The organism is Colwellia piezophila ATCC BAA-637 (assembly GCF_000378625.1).
Classification (GTDB): Bacteria; Pseudomonadota; Gammaproteobacteria; order Enterobacterales; family Alteromonadaceae; genus Colwellia; species Colwellia piezophila.
The window spans coordinates 1-20,051 of the sequence record NZ_KB905186.1 but is presented as its reverse complement, the minus strand read 5'-3'; the positions used below and the strand labels follow the sequence as shown (position 1 = coordinate 20,051).

Annotated in this window: 16 protein-coding genes; 8 read left to right on the top strand and 8 right to left on the bottom strand. The window is 39.5% G+C overall.

The annotated features are described in order from the left end of the window. The 7 genes from F580_RS25245 to tyrS all read right to left on the bottom strand — a co-directional run. A partial coding sequence (locus F580_RS25245) for a nitrous oxide reductase accessory protein NosL (protein ID WP_019030150.1) occupies positions 1–510 on the bottom strand: 510 nt, incomplete at its 3' end. Beyond that, positions 510–1,328, bottom strand: coding sequence for an ABC transporter permease (locus F580_RS0123180; RefSeq protein WP_019030149.1), 819 nt, complete (start codon positions 1,326–1,328; stop codon positions 510–512). The genes F580_RS25245 and F580_RS0123180, both read right to left, overlap by 1 nt. After that, positions 1,328–2,293, bottom strand: coding sequence for an ABC transporter ATP-binding protein (locus F580_RS25240; RefSeq protein ID WP_019030148.1), 966 nt, complete (start codon positions 2,291–2,293; stop codon positions 1,328–1,330). The genes F580_RS0123180 and F580_RS25240 overlap by 1 nt, the downstream gene beginning before the upstream one ends. Next, on the bottom strand, positions 2,290–3,669 hold the full coding sequence (locus tag F580_RS0123170; protein ID WP_019030147.1) for a nitrous oxide reductase family maturation protein NosD: 1,380 nt from the start codon (positions 3,667–3,669) through the stop codon (positions 2,290–2,292). Before F580_RS0123170 ends, F580_RS25240 begins: the two co-directional genes overlap by 4 nt. A 199-nt stretch (positions 3,670–3,868) precedes the next feature. Next, complete coding sequence (nosZ, locus tag F580_RS0123165; protein ID WP_019030146.1) at positions 3,869–5,764, bottom strand: TAT-dependent nitrous-oxide reductase; 1,896 nt, start codon at positions 5,762–5,764, stop codon at positions 3,869–3,871. Between the two features lie 58 nt (positions 5,765–5,822). Further along, positions 5,823–8,024 carry a transcriptional regulator NosR gene (gene nosR, locus F580_RS0123160; RefSeq protein ID WP_019030145.1) on the bottom strand — a complete coding sequence of 734 codons (2,202 nt, stop codon included), beginning with the start codon at positions 8,022–8,024 and terminating at the stop codon, positions 5,823–5,825. Between the two features lie 883 nt (positions 8,025–8,907). Then, positions 8,908–10,107: a tyrosine--tRNA ligase gene (gene tyrS / locus F580_RS0123155; RefSeq protein WP_019030144.1), complete on the bottom strand. Its 1,200-nt coding sequence runs from the start codon at positions 10,105–10,107 to the stop codon at positions 8,908–8,910. Between the two features lie 491 nt (positions 10,108–10,598). Between tyrS and F580_RS0123145 the strand changes: the two genes are divergently transcribed. The 8 genes from F580_RS0123145 to F580_RS25780 all read left to right on the top strand — a co-directional run bounded on the left by F580_RS0123145 (position 10,599) and on the right by F580_RS25780 (position 19,515). Beyond that, positions 10,599–12,125, top strand: a complete 1,527-nt coding sequence (locus F580_RS0123145; RefSeq protein ID WP_245560679.1) for an OapA family protein — start codon at positions 10,599–10,601, stop codon at positions 12,123–12,125. After that, the gene (locus F580_RS0123140; protein ID WP_026301625.1) at positions 12,115–13,290 is read left to right on the top strand and encodes an anhydro-N-acetylmuramic acid kinase; all 1,176 of its coding nucleotides are present in this window, start codon (positions 12,115–12,117) and stop codon (positions 13,288–13,290) included. Before F580_RS0123145 ends, F580_RS0123140 begins: the two co-directional genes overlap by 11 nt. Before the next feature lie 151 nt (positions 13,291–13,441). Then, positions 13,442–13,633: a hypothetical protein gene (locus F580_RS0123135; RefSeq protein WP_019030140.1), complete on the top strand. Its 192-nt coding sequence runs from the start codon at positions 13,442–13,444 to the stop codon at positions 13,631–13,633. 631 nt (positions 13,634–14,264) lie between these two features. Then, positions 14,265–15,755 (top strand): Na+/H+ antiporter NhaC family protein, encoded by a 1,491-nt coding sequence (locus F580_RS0123125; RefSeq protein WP_019030138.1) that lies wholly within the window; start codon positions 14,265–14,267, stop codon positions 15,753–15,755. 181 nt (positions 15,756–15,936) lie between these two features. After that, positions 15,937–16,062 (top strand): hypothetical protein, encoded by a 126-nt coding sequence (locus F580_RS27195; protein ID WP_019030137.1) that lies wholly within the window; start codon positions 15,937–15,939, stop codon positions 16,060–16,062. Positions 16,063–16,273: 211 nt separating this feature from the next. Further along, entirely contained in the window at positions 16,274–16,891 is a 618-nt protein-coding gene (locus tag F580_RS0123115; protein WP_019030136.1) for a LysE family translocator, read from the top strand. A 68-nt stretch (positions 16,892–16,959) separates the two neighbouring features. Beyond that, on the top strand, positions 16,960–17,859 hold the full coding sequence (gene oxyR, locus F580_RS0123110; RefSeq protein ID WP_019030135.1) for a DNA-binding transcriptional regulator OxyR: 900 nt from the start codon (positions 16,960–16,962) through the stop codon (positions 17,857–17,859). Between the two features lie 522 nt (positions 17,860–18,381). Beyond that, positions 18,382–19,515: a GGDEF domain-containing protein gene (locus tag F580_RS25780; RefSeq protein ID WP_019030134.1), complete on the top strand. Its 1,134-nt coding sequence runs from the start codon at positions 18,382–18,384 to the stop codon at positions 19,513–19,515. Between the two features lie 196 nt (positions 19,516–19,711). Here F580_RS25780 and F580_RS25230 read toward each other — a convergent pair. Beyond that, positions 19,712–20,051 (bottom strand): transposase (locus F580_RS25230; protein ID WP_019030133.1); only part of this gene is annotated, 340 nt, incomplete at its 5' end.

Here is a 20,051-nt window from a genome sequence, read left to right as displayed (position 1 = left end):
AAGGCTGTCTTGATTGACATCCTTAAAACTAAGCACCTTACCACCAAATTCAGTTGCAAAAGCTTGAGCATCAATTTGTAAACTAAAACTGGCTAAAGTTTTCCCCATGGCGCCGGTTTTCTCAGAGCCGGTGACAAACCAAGCGGTTTTAGCATCAATAAAATGTTTATCATCAATGCTGTCACTGCCCCACGGCATTTTACTCATATCGTGTACTAATATTTGGCTGATATTACGGGTGTTCTCAGGGTCTAAATAGTAGCTAAACAGGTCACGGGTAGAGCAAAACTTGAAAACTTTATCACCTTGTTCCTTTCGGAATACTTCCCCTTTAGGACCATCAAAATGGGTGATAAGCATGCCACATAGGTGACATTCATCACTGCTTTCCATAGCAACTGCTTGGTGAATAGTTTTTTGTTGTGCTGTTTTATCTGAACAGGCGGATAGCATAGTTAAGGACGTAGCTAAGCACAATATAAGGGCAAGAGTTTTGGCAATGGTAAGCATTAAAGTTTCTTCCTTTTGAAAATAAAAATAGCTAGGGTCAAGGGTAGAACAACCCAAGCAATTAACGCGGTGAATAACTGTCCTTGTGAAAGGCTAGCATTAATGGCAACAGCCAGCGCACCGTTAACATCACTACTATCCAGCCCGGACAAGTTGACTAGACGGAAAATATCCGCAGGATTTAGCATCATTAATTGCGTTAAACCCGTTTGACTAATGCCTTGTTCTACGCCAACTAATAAGGCTAATAAAGCCAAGTCAAAGGCAAGGGCAAATAAGAACCAGGTGATTAAGGCAAAACCTGCAGCTTTAGATTTCTCGCTAACCGATAAACTAATTATATACGCAATGCCAGTAAAGCTTAAGCCCAGTAAAATGGCACTGCAGATAAATACGGCGAAGCGAGTTAACACTTCAATATCTCCGAGTTGGAAATACAGTAATACTGCGGAAGCGCCAAAGCCTAATAGGGTCGCTAGGGCGATAATACTGCCTTGGCCGATAAATTTACCCAGTAATAATTGGCTTTTGCTTAACGGATAGGTCAATAGCAATAATAAGGTGCCACTTTCTTGCTCGCCGACAAAACTGTCATAACTAAGCAGTAACGCAATCAGCGGAATAAGGAATACCGCCAAACTGGCTAAACTGGCCACTGTGGTTGATAGCGAAGTCACGCCAACAGCGCCAGAAGCGGCGGCGCCAAAGTAGGTTAAACCAATAGAAAGTAAGGCGAAAATAAGGGTAATAGAAATAAACCAACGGTTTCTTAAACCATCATGAAATTCTTTATTGGCAACAGTAAGTATTTGTCTCATTAGCTTTGAACTCCGGATGCGGGCAAAGAACTTTGATGTTTCTTTTCATGTTGCTTCCCATGTAAAGAGAGAAAATGCTGATAAACTTGTTCTAAATTAGCGGCTTCTACCTGTAAATCTTCTAAACCATCATGGCTCAATAACTGCCTTAATACGGTGATTTTTTCTTGTTCAGGTACCAATAAAGTATCTGGGCAGGCAGCCGTTAAAAAGCGCTTGAGTTTACGGTCACTTGCCACAGAGCCGTTTAAGCCTGAGGGTTTGATTGCTACGGGTAAAGCCGCTTGTTGGCGTAATTCACTTAAAGTGCCCATGGCCAGTAATTGTCCCGTTGACATTATCATTGCTCGATCAATATGTTGCTCAACACCGGGTAAAACATGTGAACATAAAATAATGCTAGAGCCGTTTGATTTTAGTTGATCAACGGTTTTGTAAAAATCGCGAGTAGCCATAGGATCTAAACCCACCGTAGGCTCATCAAGTAATAATAATTTAGGCTGACCAATAAAAGCTTGTGCTAACCCTAAGCGTTGACGCATACCTTTTGAATAGGTTTTTACCTGCCTTTTCATCGCATGAGTAATGCCAACTTGCTCTAATAAATCAGTGACTTGTTTTTTAGCCCCTTGACCAGTAAACCCTTTGAGTTTGGCGAAATAAGTGAGTACTTCCAAACCGGTGAGTTGCTCATAAAAACTGACATTTTCAGGTAAATAACCAACCTTGCTGCGACAGTGCCACGCCTCTTTTGAGTCAGGAGCCATGCCCATCACTTCAACTTTGCCGCGACTTGGTGAAATAACGCCTAAGATAAGTTTCATCATGGTAGTTTTACCGGCGCCATTATGGCCAAATAGACCCATCACTTCGCCTTCATTTAAGCTCATGGTCATCGACTGTAATGCGTCTAACGAGCCATAGCTTTTTCCTGCCTCAATCAGTGATACTAAGGGGGTATTCATAAGGACTCTTCCTTTAAACGGGTTGGCGTTTTATTGCTTACTAGCGATAGCGGTTTTTCATTTTTATCCGCGTGGATAAAATGAGGCAGCATTAACGGGTGACTATCTTTTATGCCAGGTGGTTTCAGTACCGGAAATTGCCTTTGCACCCAACGTAAAATTAAAATAGCAGGACTGTCCATAATCATTTTCATTTCAGGATACTGCCAGACAAGTTTATCTATACCGTCGTTTGGCTCAAAAATGATATCGCCAATGCCATTATTATCCATATCCCAACCTAAATAATTGCTCCAATAATTACCTTTACCGTCTTTGCTCCATTCTTGTTTTTTATTGGAAACATATTTTACTTGTGTGGGATTGTTGATAAAACTATTACCGTAAATCTTGATGTTTTCTGAGCCAGCAGTTAAATGTATGCCAATTTCTGCGCTATCAATAATATTGCCTGTTAAGGTATTGTAGCCAGAGTTATAAACAAATAGGCCTTTACCATCACGGCCAAGCACTTTGTTTTCTGGTTTAGTCCAGACGTTTTTAATATGATTATTGCTAAAGGTAGATTGAGTAATAAAGTTCAGTAAAAATCCGTAATCTTCACTGTCGGTGGTTTTATTACCGGTAATGGTTAAACGTCGAGAACTCATTAAGGCGTAACCGGCGCGTGTACTATAAGCAATATTGTTTTTTACGGTGTTATCGTACGAATACATATAATGAATACCGTAGCGTAAATGGTGCATGGTATTTTGTTCAATCATATTATTCTGGCTAGAAATAACATAAACGCCATCGCGAGTTTCACTGACTTCATTATGAAAAATATGACTGTTAGTGACATTTGCTATTTGAATGCCATTGCCTCTATCGGCAGAGCGCAGTGCTAAGTTACCTTGAATGCGGTTATGGCTGACAGTGGCTTTATCTGCTTGATTTAGCCAAATACCAAAACCATCACCGATTAAAATATTATTTTTGATAGTTAAATGGGGGACTTTTTTATTCGCAATTTTATCATGAGAATAAATGCCTGAGTTTTGCTCGGTTAAGTCATCACCCCAATTGATAATGGTTAGATTTTCTATGGTAATGTGAGAGTTTTTTAGCCATATACCATGACCTTTGTTTTGCGAGTCAATAATAGCTACGTCACCTTTTATGCCTGTGCCGCGTAAGGTAATTTGTTTACTAATAATGAAATTACCCAAATACTGGCCGGCAGCTAAGGTAATAACATCGCCATCTTGGCTGTTATCTAAAGTCTGTTGTAAGTTATCACTGGCAGATAATTGAATTTCTTGCGCGTTTATTTGTTGGCCATAAAAGCTGGCGAAAACAAACAGTACAATAAGTGTTTTTTTGAAGAAAATCACAGCAGTAAATCTTTAAAATGGTAACTAAGCGTAGAATACCATTATTAGATAAAAATCAATTGATCTCGATTAAGTAACTTGCCGTTAGCTTGGGCTTATATTGCTGGCGTTTAAATAAAAAAGCCCAACACTTTCTTTAAGAGAGTATTGGGCTTTGGATTCCAACCGAGAAGATTAAATTACTTTAGTGCTAAGTGAATTATGTCTCGACCAGCATTCTGCCACGCATTTCCATGTGTAGTGCATGACAGAACCAGTTACAGTAGAACCATTGTACGCCTGGCTTATCGGCAGTAAAGGTAACAGAAGCAGTAGCTTGCGGACCAATTTCCATTTGCACGCCGTGGTTAGTCATACAGAAACCATGAGTAACATCTTCAACCATATCAAGGTTAGTTACCACAACAGTAACTTCATCGCCTAATTTCACTTTAAACGATTCCATACCATAGACTGGCGCAACAGAAGTCATATAAACACGTACTTTTTTGCCGTCACGGATAACCTTGTTGTCTGACGTTAAGTTTACGCCGTCTTTTTTCGCCATAGCAACGGTTGCAGCAAACATAGGATCATCACGCGTCCAAACTTTTTTAGGTTTAACTTTGCTACGGTGCACCATAATACAGTCATGTGGTTCAGCGAAAGTTGGGCCATCATGAACTAACTTCATCACATCACCAGAAATATCAATTAACTGATCATTTTCAGGTTTAAGTGGCCCTGTATTTAAGAATCTATCTTTAGAGAACTTACATAATACCACTAACCACTTACCATCAGCGTCACGGGTTTCACCTTGTGAAGTATGGTTATGGCCTGGCTGGTAATGTACGTCTAATTTTTGGATAATATAGTTAACTTTTTCACCGTTATAGGCTTTAATCGCATCTTCTACATTCCATTTAGCTATTTGGCTATCTAAGAATAAAGTAGTGTAGGCATTGCCTCGACCATCAAAGGCGGTATGTAATGGACCTAAACCTACTTCTGGTTCACCAACAACGGTATCACGAGGCTTAATTTTATCGTTAAATAAATCAGGCAATTTCTTAATAGAAATGATGGTTACCGTTGGTGATAACTTACCATTGGCCATAAAGTATTTGCCATCAGGAGAAGTATTTAAACCATGTGGCGATTTAGGTACTGGGATATAACGTGTTAAATCTGAGCCTTTACGACCGTCTAATACTGGTACATCGTTGCCATTGTAAGTTTTAAATTTACCGGCTTTAACTGCAGCTTCACAACGTTTTAGATCAAATACTACGACGTGATCACGTTCTGAAGAGATCATTTCACCTAAGTTCATGCCCATTTCTGAGTTGTATGACGTTGAAGCAAAATATCTACCGTCAAAATCTGCATCGGTATTATCTAAGTTACCGTCAACCATGACTTGAAAAGCCATCTCCATGGTTTCAGCGTCAATTACGTTAAATAATGAGCGGTAAGTGCTAACGTCTTCTAATGATGCTTTTCCATCATTATTCATGGGAATTTCAAATTCACTATTACAAATAACGTACTTAGTATAAGGTACTTTTTGTACACGTAAACCGTGAATTGCTTGCACATTTGGCACATGTAAAATTTTATCGGTTTTCATCACATCACAACGAATACGAGCAACACGAGTATTGGCCTTATCGTTAATGAATACGTATTTACCGTTGTAACGACCGTCAGTCATACTCATGTGTGGGTGATGACAATCACCTGCTAAATAATCATCACCTTTAATGGCTTTTGATTCGTTGGTAATACCCCAACCCGTCGCTGAGTCGATATTAAATACTGGAATGCGCATTAATTCACGCATTGATGGTACGCCCATAATGCGTACTTCACCTGAGTGACCACCCGACCAGAAACCGTAGTATTCATCCAAATCACCTGGGTGAACCACTGAACTCATGGCCGCTTCTTTTCTTGCAGCTTGGGCAGTTGAGGCAAACATAGCTGCGGTCATAGGTGCCGCTATAACACCGGCTCCAAGTAGCACACTTTTACTAAAAAAATTACGACGTTCTTTACTTTCCAAGGTAACTTCATTGGAGTTATCGTTAATATTTAACTCTTCTTTACGCATTGGTATTCTCCACTTTATTTTTAAATTAGTTAGCTAGCTCACTTGATTGAGTAATCAATTAAGCGACTTCGGTGATTTCTATTACTCTTTCTTTATTATCTTGATCGAAACGGGCTTTTTTTCTGGCTAGTTTTTTCAATGGCGGACATTTTTCTTCGTTAAAGTAAGTCACTTGGCAATCTAGGCAGTAATGACACTCACGCATGTTTATTTCACCATCAGGGTTAATCGCTTGAATTTCACATTCTTTAGCGCAGGTTTTACATGGCTGACCACATTCTGGGCGACGCCTTAACCAACTAAATAACCGGATGCTGTTACTGGTAGATAACGCCGCACCAAGCGGGCATAAATAGCGGCAGAAGAATTTTCGGTTAAATATATTGATAATAAGCAGAGCGCTGGCGTATAAGACAAATGGCCATTCACGATCAAACTTTAATAAGAAGGTGGTTTTAAAAGGTTCAATTTCAGCAAATTGCTCAGCGGTTGCCAATGACTCCATCGACATGCCAAACAAGGCTAATAAAATAAGGTATTTAATTGCCCATAAACGTTCATGTATCGCCCAAGGTAGTTCAAATTGTGGGATTTTAATGTAACGTGCAAAAACGTTAATCAATTCTTGTAAGGCACCAAAGGGACATAACCAGCCACAATAGACGGCACGGCCCCATAAAATCATGGTTACCGCCGCAGCTCCCCAAAGAATGAAAATTACCGGATCAAGCAAGAATAAGTCCCAAGAAAAATCAGACATTAAGGCTTGTAAGAAGGTAAATACGTTAACAATAGATAGCTGACCACCCCAAGACCAACCAATAAAGACGACGGTGATAATCAAGAACAAGTGGCGGAAGTTGTGCATGAAAGTCGGGTGGCGTACTAGAATATCTTGCAAGAACAAAACAGCTAATAACATTGCTAGTAAGATAAATAGCACAATCACTTCGGCTTCTTTTTCTTGCCAAACTTGTTGCACTAAGGTTTTTTCAGGTGCTGGCATAATCAGTGCTGGGCGATCTAGATAATGATCTAAGGTGTGATAATTCGCTTTAAAACTGGTGAAAATACTTTCTAATGGTCCTGTTTGTCGACGAATTAGTAATTCTAATTGCCAGTCTGAAGCGGGATTAAAGACATGGTTTTCACGAACAATAAATATTGAACGTTCTTTAAATTTTGGCGCTCCTTCTATATAAATATCGGGCACTCGGCTATGATCTAAATCTCTAAATGAGATAGCTTCACCGTTTTGTAATATTTGGATACGGTCAAAAATAGCGCCACGAACATAACCTGAGCCTTTAAATGAATAACCCCTGCCCATTAACATGAGAGCATGTTCGCCCGGTTTTAGTGAAGACACCACATAGTCATATTCACTATCGCCCAGTATATTGCGACCAATGGTGGGGATATTTAATTGCGCAAAATAAATTTCAGCAAACATATCTTGTTTCTGCTCAGTGGCTGCTTCTTCAACATGCTCGGCTTCAGTACCGACAAAAGCTTCATCAACGCTTTTTCTGTTTAAATACAACTTGCGAATTGAGCCATCGCCCGTTAATTTGGTCCAATCGGACTTTTCAAACACATCCGGGTAGATTGTACCCATAGGCTGAATAGCTTCTTGGCTGGCGCTGATAATGCCTAATTCACGCGCTACTATAGTGGCAGATTTTACAATGCCAACATTCATAACCATAACCGTTACCGTAGCGCCGGATAGGCCATCAATATGCACAACGCCATCAGTTTTCTTGCCACCTACTTTTAATCGGTCACTTACTTTTAAGCCTTCGTATTGATCAGTAAAGGCATGAAGTTTACTTTCTGGAATACCCGCTAAAATGATAGGTTCGTGATGTTCTAATACCTTAACGCCAAGGTAAACTCCTTCAGGGCTAATCGCGACTAACATATTAACCGGTTCGCCCGAATAGGCAGGGATTTTAGCTAAATCGTTAGTTTCAAAGGCATAGCCAATAATGTTTTGGTCTTTAGCTCCTTGCCCGTAAATGGTCCAAACCAGTGAACCCCCTTCTTTGGCGGCAACCTTTGCACTAATTTTAGTCTGTTCAGCAAAGATCTCTTTAATAAGCGGCATGGGATCTTTAGGTGGGCTAACAAAGAGTGCTTGGGCGGGCATGCTCACACATATAAAAAGTACCAGTACTTGGGTCAATAGACCTTTGAGTGTGATAACTGTATTTTTGCTAAAGCGTGATAATACGCCAAAGATTTTGCTAATTAACATGAAACCGTCCCGGCTCTGTGTTCAAGCAGTGCGACAATAAAATAAGCAACTGCGATAATATGTCCACAGTGTACGCTTGTGTTTTTTAGCCGTTTTGATGTAGATCAAGCTATGTAAATAAATGTAAAAGGGCTAAATGTCGCTTAAATCATTAGATAAAGTGTGGTTATTGCTATAGATCACATTGATAGCTTGAAGTTTTAATCTCTGCTTTACTCGTCCGATAACGACTTACTAATGGCGACTTTTAGTCAAAGAACATTATGTTTTGCAGTGGTTTAGTCGTAGCTAGAATGAATAAGTGGTTTTTAAATACTGCCAAGAACTTCGAGAGAAAGCACAATCTGAAAACGGCAGCAATGGGCACTACTGTCATTTTTTGAGGCCAAGCTGTGACTATGACTTTTATTTTCGAATTGATACCGATGAGTTTATTAATAGCTTAGCGAGCTAAAAGCTATTTATCTCTTGATTAGAGGGTTATTAGTCGCGAAAAAAAACCAGTCACGGCGACTGGTTTTTTGAGTATGGGTTAATGAGTGATAAAGTTAATTTAAGCGGCTACCTTAGGGTCTGTTGATTTTTCGAGATTACTTTTACAACAACATGTTTGATATTTAGGCAAGGCAGAGCATGTGAAGTGTAGCTGGCTACATGAACATGCGATAACGCCGTATAAATTTCAAACAAGTGCTGCCCTTTGGGTTCATTTAAAACGAACTTACTCCTTGTTGCTCGCTTATTTAATAGAATAACTATGATACAAAGCTCGCGCCGCGATTAAGCCCGTTTTAAATTGAATAAATTTTAACCCTGAAAGATCAACAGACCCTAGTAACAATAATCTTAGTAGCAATCACCTGAATAACAATAATCTCTATCTTTATGCCACAGTAATACGAGCAAACTTACGTTTACCTACTTGGTAAACTGCCGTTGTGCCTGCAGCAATCACTAAACTACGCTCAGTGACTTTTTCGCTATCAATTTTAGCGGCACCTTGTTTGATCATTCTAAAAGCATCAGAAGTACTGGTCACTAAGCCTGCTTCTTTAAGCAAGTTAGCAATGCCGATTTCACCATTTTCAGTGGTAATGGTTAGTTCAGGCATATCATCAGGCAAAACACCTTTTTGGAAACGATTGATAAACTCATCATGGGCCGCTTGAGCAGCGTCTTCATCATGGAAACGGGCAATAAGCTCTTTAGCTAAATCAATTTTTACATCACGTGGGTTTTTACCGTTTTCAATATCGGTTTTATACCCTTCAATTTCGTTTAGTGGCTTAAAGCTGAGTAATTCGTAATAGCGCCACATCAAAACATCAGAAATAGACATGATTTTACCAAACATTTCTGTTGGGCTATCCGTAATACCTATGTAGTTACCTAATGATTTTGACATCTTTTGTACGCCGTCTAAACCTTCAAGCAACGGCATCATTAATACAGTTTGAGGACGCTGACCTTCAGATTTTTGTAATTCACGACCCATAAGTAAGTTGAATTTTTGATCGGTGCCGCCCAGTTCAACATCTGCTTCTAAAGCGACAGAATCCCAACCTTGTACTAGTGGGTAGATAAATTCATGAATGGCAATTGCTTGGCCATTGGCGTAACGCTTTTTAAAATCATCACGTTCCATCATACGGGCAACCGTTTGACGAGAAGCTAGTTTTAGCATACCGGCAGCGCCTAGTTTTTCCATCCAAGTAGAGTTAAAAACTACGGTGGTTTTCGCCGGATCTAATATTTTAAAAACTTGCGCTTTATAGGTTTCAGCATTGGCTAAAACATCTTCTTTGGTTAATGGCTTACGGGTAACATTTTTGCCCGTTGGATCACCAATCATACCGGTGAAGTCACCAATCAAGAAAATCACTTCATGACCAAGTTCTTGAAAGGTTCTCAGTTTATTTATCAGAACAGTATGGCCTAAATGTAGGTCAGGAGCCGTTGGATCAAAGCCGGCTTTAATTTTAAGTGGCTTACCGGTTTTAAGTTTTGCTAATAACTCTTCTTCTACTAATATTTCTGCTGCGCCGCGTTTTAGCTCGGCAAATGCTTGATTAACATCGGTCATCTAGGACTCCATTGACTGGTTTTATCTACTTAGCCGATAAATAATTGATAACTACTGAGCTGTTGCACTGATAACAAGGCAACAATGTTTCGATAAGTGAGTGGTTATATTGACTAGGTAAAGTTTATTTAATGGTCGAATTCTACTGCACTTTGCCGGTAGGATAAAAGCTTAAAATGGCTTTTTTAGTAAAGAAATAGAGATCTTGTGGCGAAATCGAGTTATTAGCACAATAACTTGGCAACATTATAGGCATTTCTTTGTTCTACCCTGAGCAATGGCTAGGAAAAAAGCCTAGGGCATTCATTATTTATTGCCCAGATTATGAGCGTAATTTAAAGTGAACCACTCGTTTTTTCTTTTCATCAGTTAATCCGCACCTTTAGTCAATATCAGTCTGTTAACTTTAGTTTATGTTCTTACCGAATTTCCATAACTATAGCGGTGAGTTATAGCGGTATTTCTGCTGAAGTTTTGATATAGTCATGGCAATGTCTATATTTGTTATAGATTTATTTTTTCCTGCTATGAAGATTTCGAGTCGTACTTTGTTAAAAAAATTATTAGAAATATTCCAAAACCTACCCAAGCAGCATCGCTGGATAATTATCGCGAGTAGCTGCTTTCTACTCTTATTATTAATCATTCCTTCGAAGGATGAAAATCTTGATGCTGTAGATCTTAAAATAGGGCAGCGCATTCAGATAGCATTACCCGAAAGCATAGTACCCAGTGGCTCGGTGCCAAAACAAAGTGCTTTACCGCAAAAAAACAGTCTTAAGGCGACAACTGGGCAGTTGCCATCGTTAGCCAACTCAAGCAGTGCTCAGCAAGCGGGCAGTTTAGCGACGGGTAAATTAGCACGTAAAGTTAAAATACATGATTCATTAGACCAACTTGCCCACTTGAGTTGGCAAACCGTTAAGGTACGTAGTGGTGATTCCTTAGCGCTTATATTAAAACGGCTAGGTTTTAGTGCACAAACAACGTATGCGGTGAGTACAGCCAAAGGTGAAGGCAATAAGTTATTAAAAAGACTGAATGTTGGTGATAAGTTACGTATTGCTCATAATGAAGCGCAGCAATTAGCTGCACTTGAATATCCATTGTCTAAAACTGATACCTTATTTATCAACTTAGTTGGCGACAGTTATCAATCCTATCGAGAATCTAAACAAGTAGAAATAAGAGAAAGTTTTACTTATGGCACTATTAAGTCGAGTTTTTGGAATGCTGGTTTAGAGGCTGGATTAAACGATAACCAAATCATTAACTTTGCCAATATTTTTGGTTGGGACATTGATTTTGGTCTAGATATACGTGAAGGCGATAGTTTTCATATTACCTATGAAAAGAAATATGTTGAAGGCGAGTATATAGGACCTGGTAATATTTTAGCGGCAGAAATCACCAACCAAGGTGAAGTCTTTCAAGCGATTCGTTTTACTGATAATGAGTATTACAGCCCTGATGGAAGAAGCATGCGTAAAGCTTTTTTACGCGCGCCAGTTAACTTTAAATACATCAGCTCTAGCTTTAAGCGTAATCGCCGTCACCCGGTAACAAAACGCGTGCAATCGCATAATGGTATAGATTACGCCGCGAAAAAAGGTACGCCAGTCGTTGCTGCGGGTAATGGTACGGTAACCCACGCCGCTTATAGTAAGTACAATGGCTATTATGTGTTTATTCAGCATGGTAATGGCATAGTGACTAAGTACTTGCACTTTTATAAACGGGCAGCCGTTAAAAAAGGACAACGTGTAAAGCAGGGGCAAACTATCGGTTATGTTGGTGCGACAGGTTTAGCTGCGGGACCTCATTTACATTATGAATTTTTATTACATGGCGTGCATCGCAATCCACGTACGGTAAAACTGCCTGATGCGAGACCTATTGCCAAGAAATACAAAGCTAAGTTTACCTTGTTAGCGAAAGAGCGACTAGCCACCTTATCAGGAGCTAAAAATGCGTTACTTTCAACACAAGACAGTGAGTTAGCTCCTTATGATGAGTAAGATAGGCTCGGCGCAAGGTCAGTACTATATTGGCTTAATGTCAGGTACCAGTGCTGATGGCATTGATTTAGCGCTAGTTGAGTTTAATGACTCAGTACAAAAACCACGATTAGTGGCGAGCTTTTATCAAGACTATAACGGCACTATTAGCGATAAAATCACCGCGCTTTATCAACCAGGTGGCAATGAAATTGATCGAGCTTTTCATTTGGATGTCGAACTGGCCCAGTTATTTTCGCAAGCGATTAAAGCGCTGCTTAGTCAGGAGAAACTCCAAGCTAGCGACATTATTGCTATTGGTAATCACGGACAAACGATTCGTCACCGCCCTAGCGGCAATAACCCTTTTACCTTACAAATAGGCTGTTGCCAAACTCTGGCGACGTTAACTGGGATTCGTGTCGTTGGACAATTTCGACGTAAAGATATGGCATTGGGGGGGCAAGGGGCGCCGCTAGTCCCTATTTTTCATCAACAGTTATTTACTGATCAAACTGATGCCAATTTTATCGTCAATATTGGTGGCATTGCTAATATTACCTTTTTACCAAAACAAGGCTCTGACAATACTGTTTTAGGCTTTGATACTGGGCCGGGTAATGCTTTACTCGATGATTGGTTTTTAGCGCATCATCATAGTAGTGCCGATAAGTTTGATAAAGCTGGGGCTTGGGCGTCAACAGGCCAAGTGAATCAAGGATTGTTATGTCAATTCATGAAAGATGAATATATCCAAAGCAGGGCACCGAAAAGCACTGGCAGAGAATACTTTAATCTTGATTGGCTTACCCAGCAATTATCGATTTTTGACAAGGCAGCAGAGTTAGCACTTAGTCCTGCCGATATCCAAGCAACCTTATTAGCGTTTACCGCGCAAAGTATCAGTGCTGACATTCTCGCCTTGGCTCAGCAAGGCAAAGTCTATTTATGTGGTGGCGGTGTACATAATGCAGCGTTAGTCGCCGCACTTGAACAGAGGTTAACGGCTACCATTTCGACTTTTGAAGTCAATACTATGCAGGCAGTCAACCTCGATGGCGATATTCTTGAAGCGATGGCTTTTGCTTGGCTAGCCTATGCTTTTGATCATGACTTAATAAGTAATATGCCAGCGGTAACCGGCGCTAGCGCAAGCTGTACTTTAGGTAATACCTATTTACCTTAATTCACAATCCCCACTTAATTTCAGTTACAAAGAACTGGAATTTCAGCACTTCAATACTATAATCAAAGGTTGAGTGTTTAAAAAATGAACTATCTTAAAATGCTGAACTCTAACTCAGCACACTTTGGGAATTTCTAATTGAGGAGGGCTTATGGAATTTAAAGATATTCATATTGGTATGAAGTGTGGCAGTAGCAAAGGCAGTGGTACTGTCACCTGGGTTGATGGCTCAACCCATACCATTTATATGGTTGATTCTAATAATAATAATAACTTCGAAGTTAATATCAGCGATATAATCGAAGATCCACAAGCACACAATAAAGAAGATGATTACTACTAGTCATCCTATTTTCAATAAATAGTAACAAACCCGAAAAATTTACAATTTGTCGGGTTTTTTATTCTTAGAATTGTTATTAGCCTCTCGAATATATTGAATCTCCTTTATACCAATTCGATAACGGCACAGAATTTCCTTAATATAGAAATAACTATATATAAAAAAACTCTATTTGTTCTCAAACCGCTGACAAGCTCTGAGTGGCAATAAACTTACTTGATTTGGTATTAGCTATTTGACACACTGCTCCTATCAAATACCAATTAATACCAATTACACTAATATATTGATCAACTTAGAGTTATATTAGCGAATTTAGAACAAGCAAAATTACTTAAACATAGTTATTCTATATTTCTTTAATTTTGCGCCGTTATCAGTTTGCTAATAAACTCCCAAAGGGCGAGTTTAAAAGGCTTACATGCGTCGTTATTGATTTCGACAAGGACGCTACATGGATGTAGCTTCTTAGAGAATGCAGGAGCATATTCTCCTGAATAACCATTCTCTTCAATCAATGCCTTGCCTCTATGCCTTTTAATTCTCGCTAAGTGGTCAATTAATTAATGTACTTGGTATAAGCTAAATTTCGCTTTGGTATAACTCTTACAATGATGCGTTAAGGTTTTTTATGGAATGGTTATCAGTGCTGCCTCCTTTGGTTGCTATTATTATCGTGATTTGGAAAAAAGAAGTCATTCTTGCCTTACTGTCTGCAGTATTCACCTCAGAGTTATTATTAGCCTCGCAACATCAAAGTACTGCTATCTTCTATGGTTTTATTGGCTTCATTGAACGCATTATTAGTGTTGTTAGCTCTGCCGGTAACGCTCGTATTTTAATATTCAGCCTAATGATCGGTGCTTTATTGGCCTATGTTAGGGATTCTGGCGGAGTTACCGCGACGGTTGAAAAATTGGTAAACAAAGGGGTAGCTAAGAGCAAAAGGCAAGTCGGTGGCTTAACTATGTTTACCGGTATGGTTATTTTTATTGAATCAAACCTGAGCATTCTGACGGCGGGTATCTTATCTCGCGACTTATTCGATAAATTTAAAATGAGCAGAGCACGCCTAGCGTATATTATCGATAGCACCAGTGCACCAGTATGTATTTTAGTGCTACTTAATGGTTGGGGCGCTTATGTGCTCGCCTTACTCAATAACTATGATTTAGGGCAATCATCGGTTTCTATTTTATGGGGCTCAGTAGTTTTTAATTTCTATGCGATTATTGCTTTGTTGCTGGTACTTTACACTGTGGTAACTGACCGAGTGCATGGCCCAATGAAATTGGCTGAGTTACGTGCTGCGGGTGTTGACTCTGATGTGCACAATAAAGCTAATGATAACAACGCGAGTGCCGCATTAAACTCTTCGACACAACTATCATCATCTACATCAGCACAAGTAGCATCGGCAGGATTACCCCAAGGTGGCGTTATTCAATCGGTAGTGCCGGCAACTAAAGCCCGCTTTATGTTGGTGCCATTACTTAGCATGATCCTTGGTATGTTCTTTTTTATGTATTGGAGTGGCAACGGCGATATTACTCAAGGCAGTGGCAGTAAATCAGTACTTTATGCAACCTTCTTAGCTGTCGGCGTTAGCTACTGTTTATTAAGGTTCCATAAACGTTTTGAACATCAAGAATTAGTGGATATTGGTTTTAAAGGTATTTCTGAATTACTGCCGTTAGTGACGATTGTATTATTGTCGTTAACCTTGGGCGCAAGCTTAAAAGAGTTAGGTACCGGCTACTTTATCGCAGGAATCGTCAGTGAGCACTTGCCGTTGGTGCTTGTTGTTCCTATGTTATTTATAGCGGGGGCCATTATTTCCTTTAGCACGGGCACATCATGGGGAACTTTCGCGATATTAATCCCTATTGGTGTACCCTTAATTCAAGCCCTTGGTTTACCGCCTTCATTGGTTATTGCGGCAATCCTAGGTGGCGGTATTTTTGGTGACCATTGTTCGCCAATTTCAGACACCACCAATGTCTCAGCTATTGCTTCAGGCTGTGATTTACTTGAACATGTTAGAACTCAAATGCCTTATGCTCTCGTTGGCGGCGCCTTAACGCTGGTAGCTTATCTCATTGCTAGTATGGTGATGATTTAGTGAACATGGTGAGTTTTTATAAGGGGATCAAGTGACAAGCATTTTCCCTATGCTTAAAAGCGCTAGTTTGTGGACGGTATTTATTCGATTTAGAGCAAATTTTCCTGTCCATAGTTAACAATATCGGCTAAAATCCGCGCCATATTTTTAGTCGATTACTTGTTGTATAGGAAATTAGACCATGACACACCACGAAGAAGATTTTAAAGACTCTACCTCTGCCGTTAATATCGTAATGATTATCGGGGCAATGGTAGCTATGCCATTACTGCCTATGCTTATGGGTTGGTTTACCATGTTGCGTTAAGCAATGACTAATGATTACTGGCGAGGAGCATGCGCTCCTCACGGTAATGATTATCCAGTATTAATCTTCAACTCTAAACCACCTCCCAATAAAACTCTTCAGAAAAACATCTAGCTCTTTTATACGATAATTCATCGCAATTTTTAATCCAAGACCCAGTAATTTGTTAGAGTGTTAGCGAATTTTTGTCTTTCCACTTTGAGATACTTTTATGCCTGATTTAGCTGTGCTTGCGGTATTTATTCCCACATTCTTTTTTGTCTCGATAACACCCGGTATGTGCATGACCTTAGCCATGACTTTAGGTATGAGTATTGGTGTTCGTCGCACGATGTGGATGATGATAGGCGAATTAATAGGAGTTGCTATTGTTGCCGTTGCGGCTGTACTAGGTGTCGCGACTATCATGCTTAACTACCCTGAGATATTCGAGGTGTTGAAATGGCTAGGCGGCGCTTATTTAGCTTATATCGGCATTAATATGTGGCGAGCTAAGGGGAAAATGTCAGTAGGCAAAAGTACCTTAAGCGATGTCAGTCGCCAGGCTTTATTCTCACAAGGACTAGTGACTGCGATTGCCAATCCCAAGGGTTGGGCATTTATGATATCCCTGCTGCCACCTTTCATCAATGTTGAACGCGAAGTAGCGCCACAGTTGATGGTGTTATTAGCCGTAATCATGCTCACCGAGTTTACCAGTATGATGGCATACGCTACCGGCGGTAAGAGCCTACGGATCTTTCTAAGTCGTGGCGATAATATCAAGTGGATGAACCGTATTGCCGGTAGCTTGATGATTGGCGTTGGTATTTGGCTGGCGCTTGGCTAGCTTTCATCTGATGAAACTATTACCATAGTCTACAGCTCTTTTTTTATATTAATTGATAGGCTTTAGCTATGATTAAGTTACGCGATTTAGAATATTTAACAGCCATCGAGCAACACAAACACTTTGGTAAAGCGGCGCAAGCGTGTTTTGTTAGCCAGCCAACCTTAAGTGGTCAGTTAATGAAACTGGAGCAGCAACTAGGGTTGCAACTGGTAGAGCGCCACCGACGTAATGTCATGCTGACCCCAGCAGGTGAGGAGCTAGTAAAAGAGGCCCGTAATGTATTACAGGCGGCGGGACAATTTGAGTCTCGCGCAAAAGCCTTGCTTGACCCCTTTGCAGGCGATTTACATCTTGGTTTAATCCCGACACTAGCACCGTATTTATTGCCCCACATCATGGCAGACTTAAATACCACCTTGCCTAATATCAATTTTTTTCTCCATGAAAATCAAACCAAAGTGCTATTACAGCAATTAGATGAAGGTAAGTTAGATGTCTTGATTTTACCTTACCTGGCTGAAATGGAGAAGTTTGAGTCTTACCAGTTATTTGACGAGCCACTGATGTTAGCAACGCCAAAGAACCACCCCCTTGCCAATAAAAAAATATTATCACTGTCAGATTTACAAGGTGAGAAGATCCTCACTTTAGCTGACGGTCACTGCCTTAAAGATCAAGCCATGGGCTACTGTTTCGCTGCCGGCGCTAAAGAAGATAATAGCTTTCAAGCAACCAGTTTAGAAACGCTACGTCATATGGTGGCTAGCGGCATGGGTATTACTTTATTACCGGCATTAGCAACGCAAGGCAATGTAGCTAGCGATACTATTCACTATGGCGAGTTTCAAGCCCCTGCGCCAGTGCGTGGCATCTCGTTAGTTATTAGGCCTAATTATTCACGGATGCAGTGTGTAAGAGCTATTGTCGCCAGTGTTAGAAAGTCACTAAGCGGTATTATCAGCTAACTGCATAATTTAGTTACTAAAGCTAAACGCAATCTGATTTTTTGGAAATAATTGAGGAGAGGCTCATTTCTAGCTGTGGTTTTTAAAAGGCTACTGTTAAGTTCACTTTGTGCGCATTGAAGACGTTAGCTTCAACATTGTTGACCTATATTTTCTAATGTATCTATTATGAGATGCATAATAACATCTCTAAGTAGCTGGCAAAATTTACTATGCCACTTCAACAATTTTGCTAGAGAAAGTTATTGGGAAGGTGTAATGCTATATAGTGAACCATTCGGCTACAATAAAAATTAGAACAGGAATAAAAACATTGGGTATCGGTTTATTTTGATGGCAGTGTACCTACTGGTGAAGTACTAAGGCTTATAGATAATTCGTTTAAGCTAGTGGTAAGTAAAATTACCAAGAAAGAGCAACATTCAATCTTAGTACATTTGTAATATAGTTCTACCTTTTTTGTTTTTCTAAGTATTATATTGAAGTATAATAATGATTTGATTTAGTAGTAATACGTAGGCTATGGAACAATTATTTAGTTTTTATAACGCACAAGTTATTATTACGTCATTTACCTTCACTTTTGTTATGTATTTTATTTATCGGAGTACTAAAGGTGAAGACGATAGAAGCCAATTTTTTTATACATGCTATTTTGGTATGTGCTGCATTTTTTGGGTGGCTCAATATATAAGTATTAGCCAATTTAAGCTGGTTCTTGTTGGCTCTTCAGTTCTATTGTTTTATCTGTTGTTTATCGCTGGAGAAATACGACAATCTAAAAGTTCAAATTATAAGCTATTGAATAGCTGTGCGATATTGGCGATACTTTTATTAATTCATTCTGTTTCTTCTAGCAGTTATTGGAAAATTAGTGGCTTGTTAGCCGCCATTATTTACTTCATACCTATTATTATTTTGTCAGCGAAAAACGCTTGGAACCGACCACATTTTAATAATATTGGTGATAAATTATTATCGGTCGCATTAACCTCCTTAGTCTTTTTATTTTTATCTTTTGCAGCTTATAAAACATTGAGTGACCATGAGTTTGTTTTACACGTAGAGTTTTGGCGGTACTATTTCGCAACGATTAATTCAATAGTCGGTATATCTTTGATTTTGAGTTACAGCATAGAAGCTCAACTAAAACTGAAGACGCTTTCTATAAAAGACCCTCTGACTGGGCTGTATAACCGAAGAGGTTTTGAAGAGCTATCAAACTCTCAACTGGCATTGGCTGTCAGAAAAAATGATAATGTGGCTTTTTTAGCGTTAGACATAGATCATTTTAAGTCTATAAATGATCGATATGGCCATGCAATAGGGGATAAAGTGCTTGTTGTGTTAAGTGATCTATTGAGCAGGTATACGCGTAAAAACGATATTATTATGAGGCAAGGTGGTGAAGAGTTTTGTATTTTATTATTTGATATTACAGAGAAAAATGCAGTTTTATTGGCGGAAAAAATTCGTACAGCTATAGTTAATTTAACGATAAATGAGCAGAATACGATTATTAATTTTACCGCAAGTTTTGGGGTGTTAAGTATGCCAGCCCAAAATGTTGATATGTTAGAGTCTCTTACTCGAGTGGACGCAGCTTTATATCAAGCAAAGAAGACGGGACGAAATAAGGTCTGTATTGCAGAGTAATTTGTAACTAACGCTAAAACTGGTTATTGAATTACATGAATAAGTCACTCAAAAGGACAAAAAAAGAGTGGTTCTTGCTCCATCGTCGCTTATTTTAACTAACTATTTTATTGCCTCTTAATGAGCGTTATCGATATAAATTCTAATCAGAATCAACGCTACAGGTTAAATGCTAATGTCCGCTTCACGCCCTGAGTCATTCGTCAACGGTTTCCAAGACTAATAATGGCGATTTTCTATCTCTGAGTGACTTCAAATATTTAGATTCACTGTAGGGTGTTCTCGACTTCCAGCAGCGAAATAAAATACGTATCCATTTAAATGATAAAGCTCTCACCGCTGACTGATGTGAATTGCCTTTCTGACGCTGCTGTGCGTAGTACAACCCAGCCCAATATGATGAGTAGACAGTTTTAGCTGACCATTCTATGAACGATTGCCTTAAGAATTTAGAGCATTGCCAACGCCAGTGTACCCATGATTTTTGACCACTCCTCTGAGTCACCGGTGCAATTCCTGCGTACATTTGCACTTCA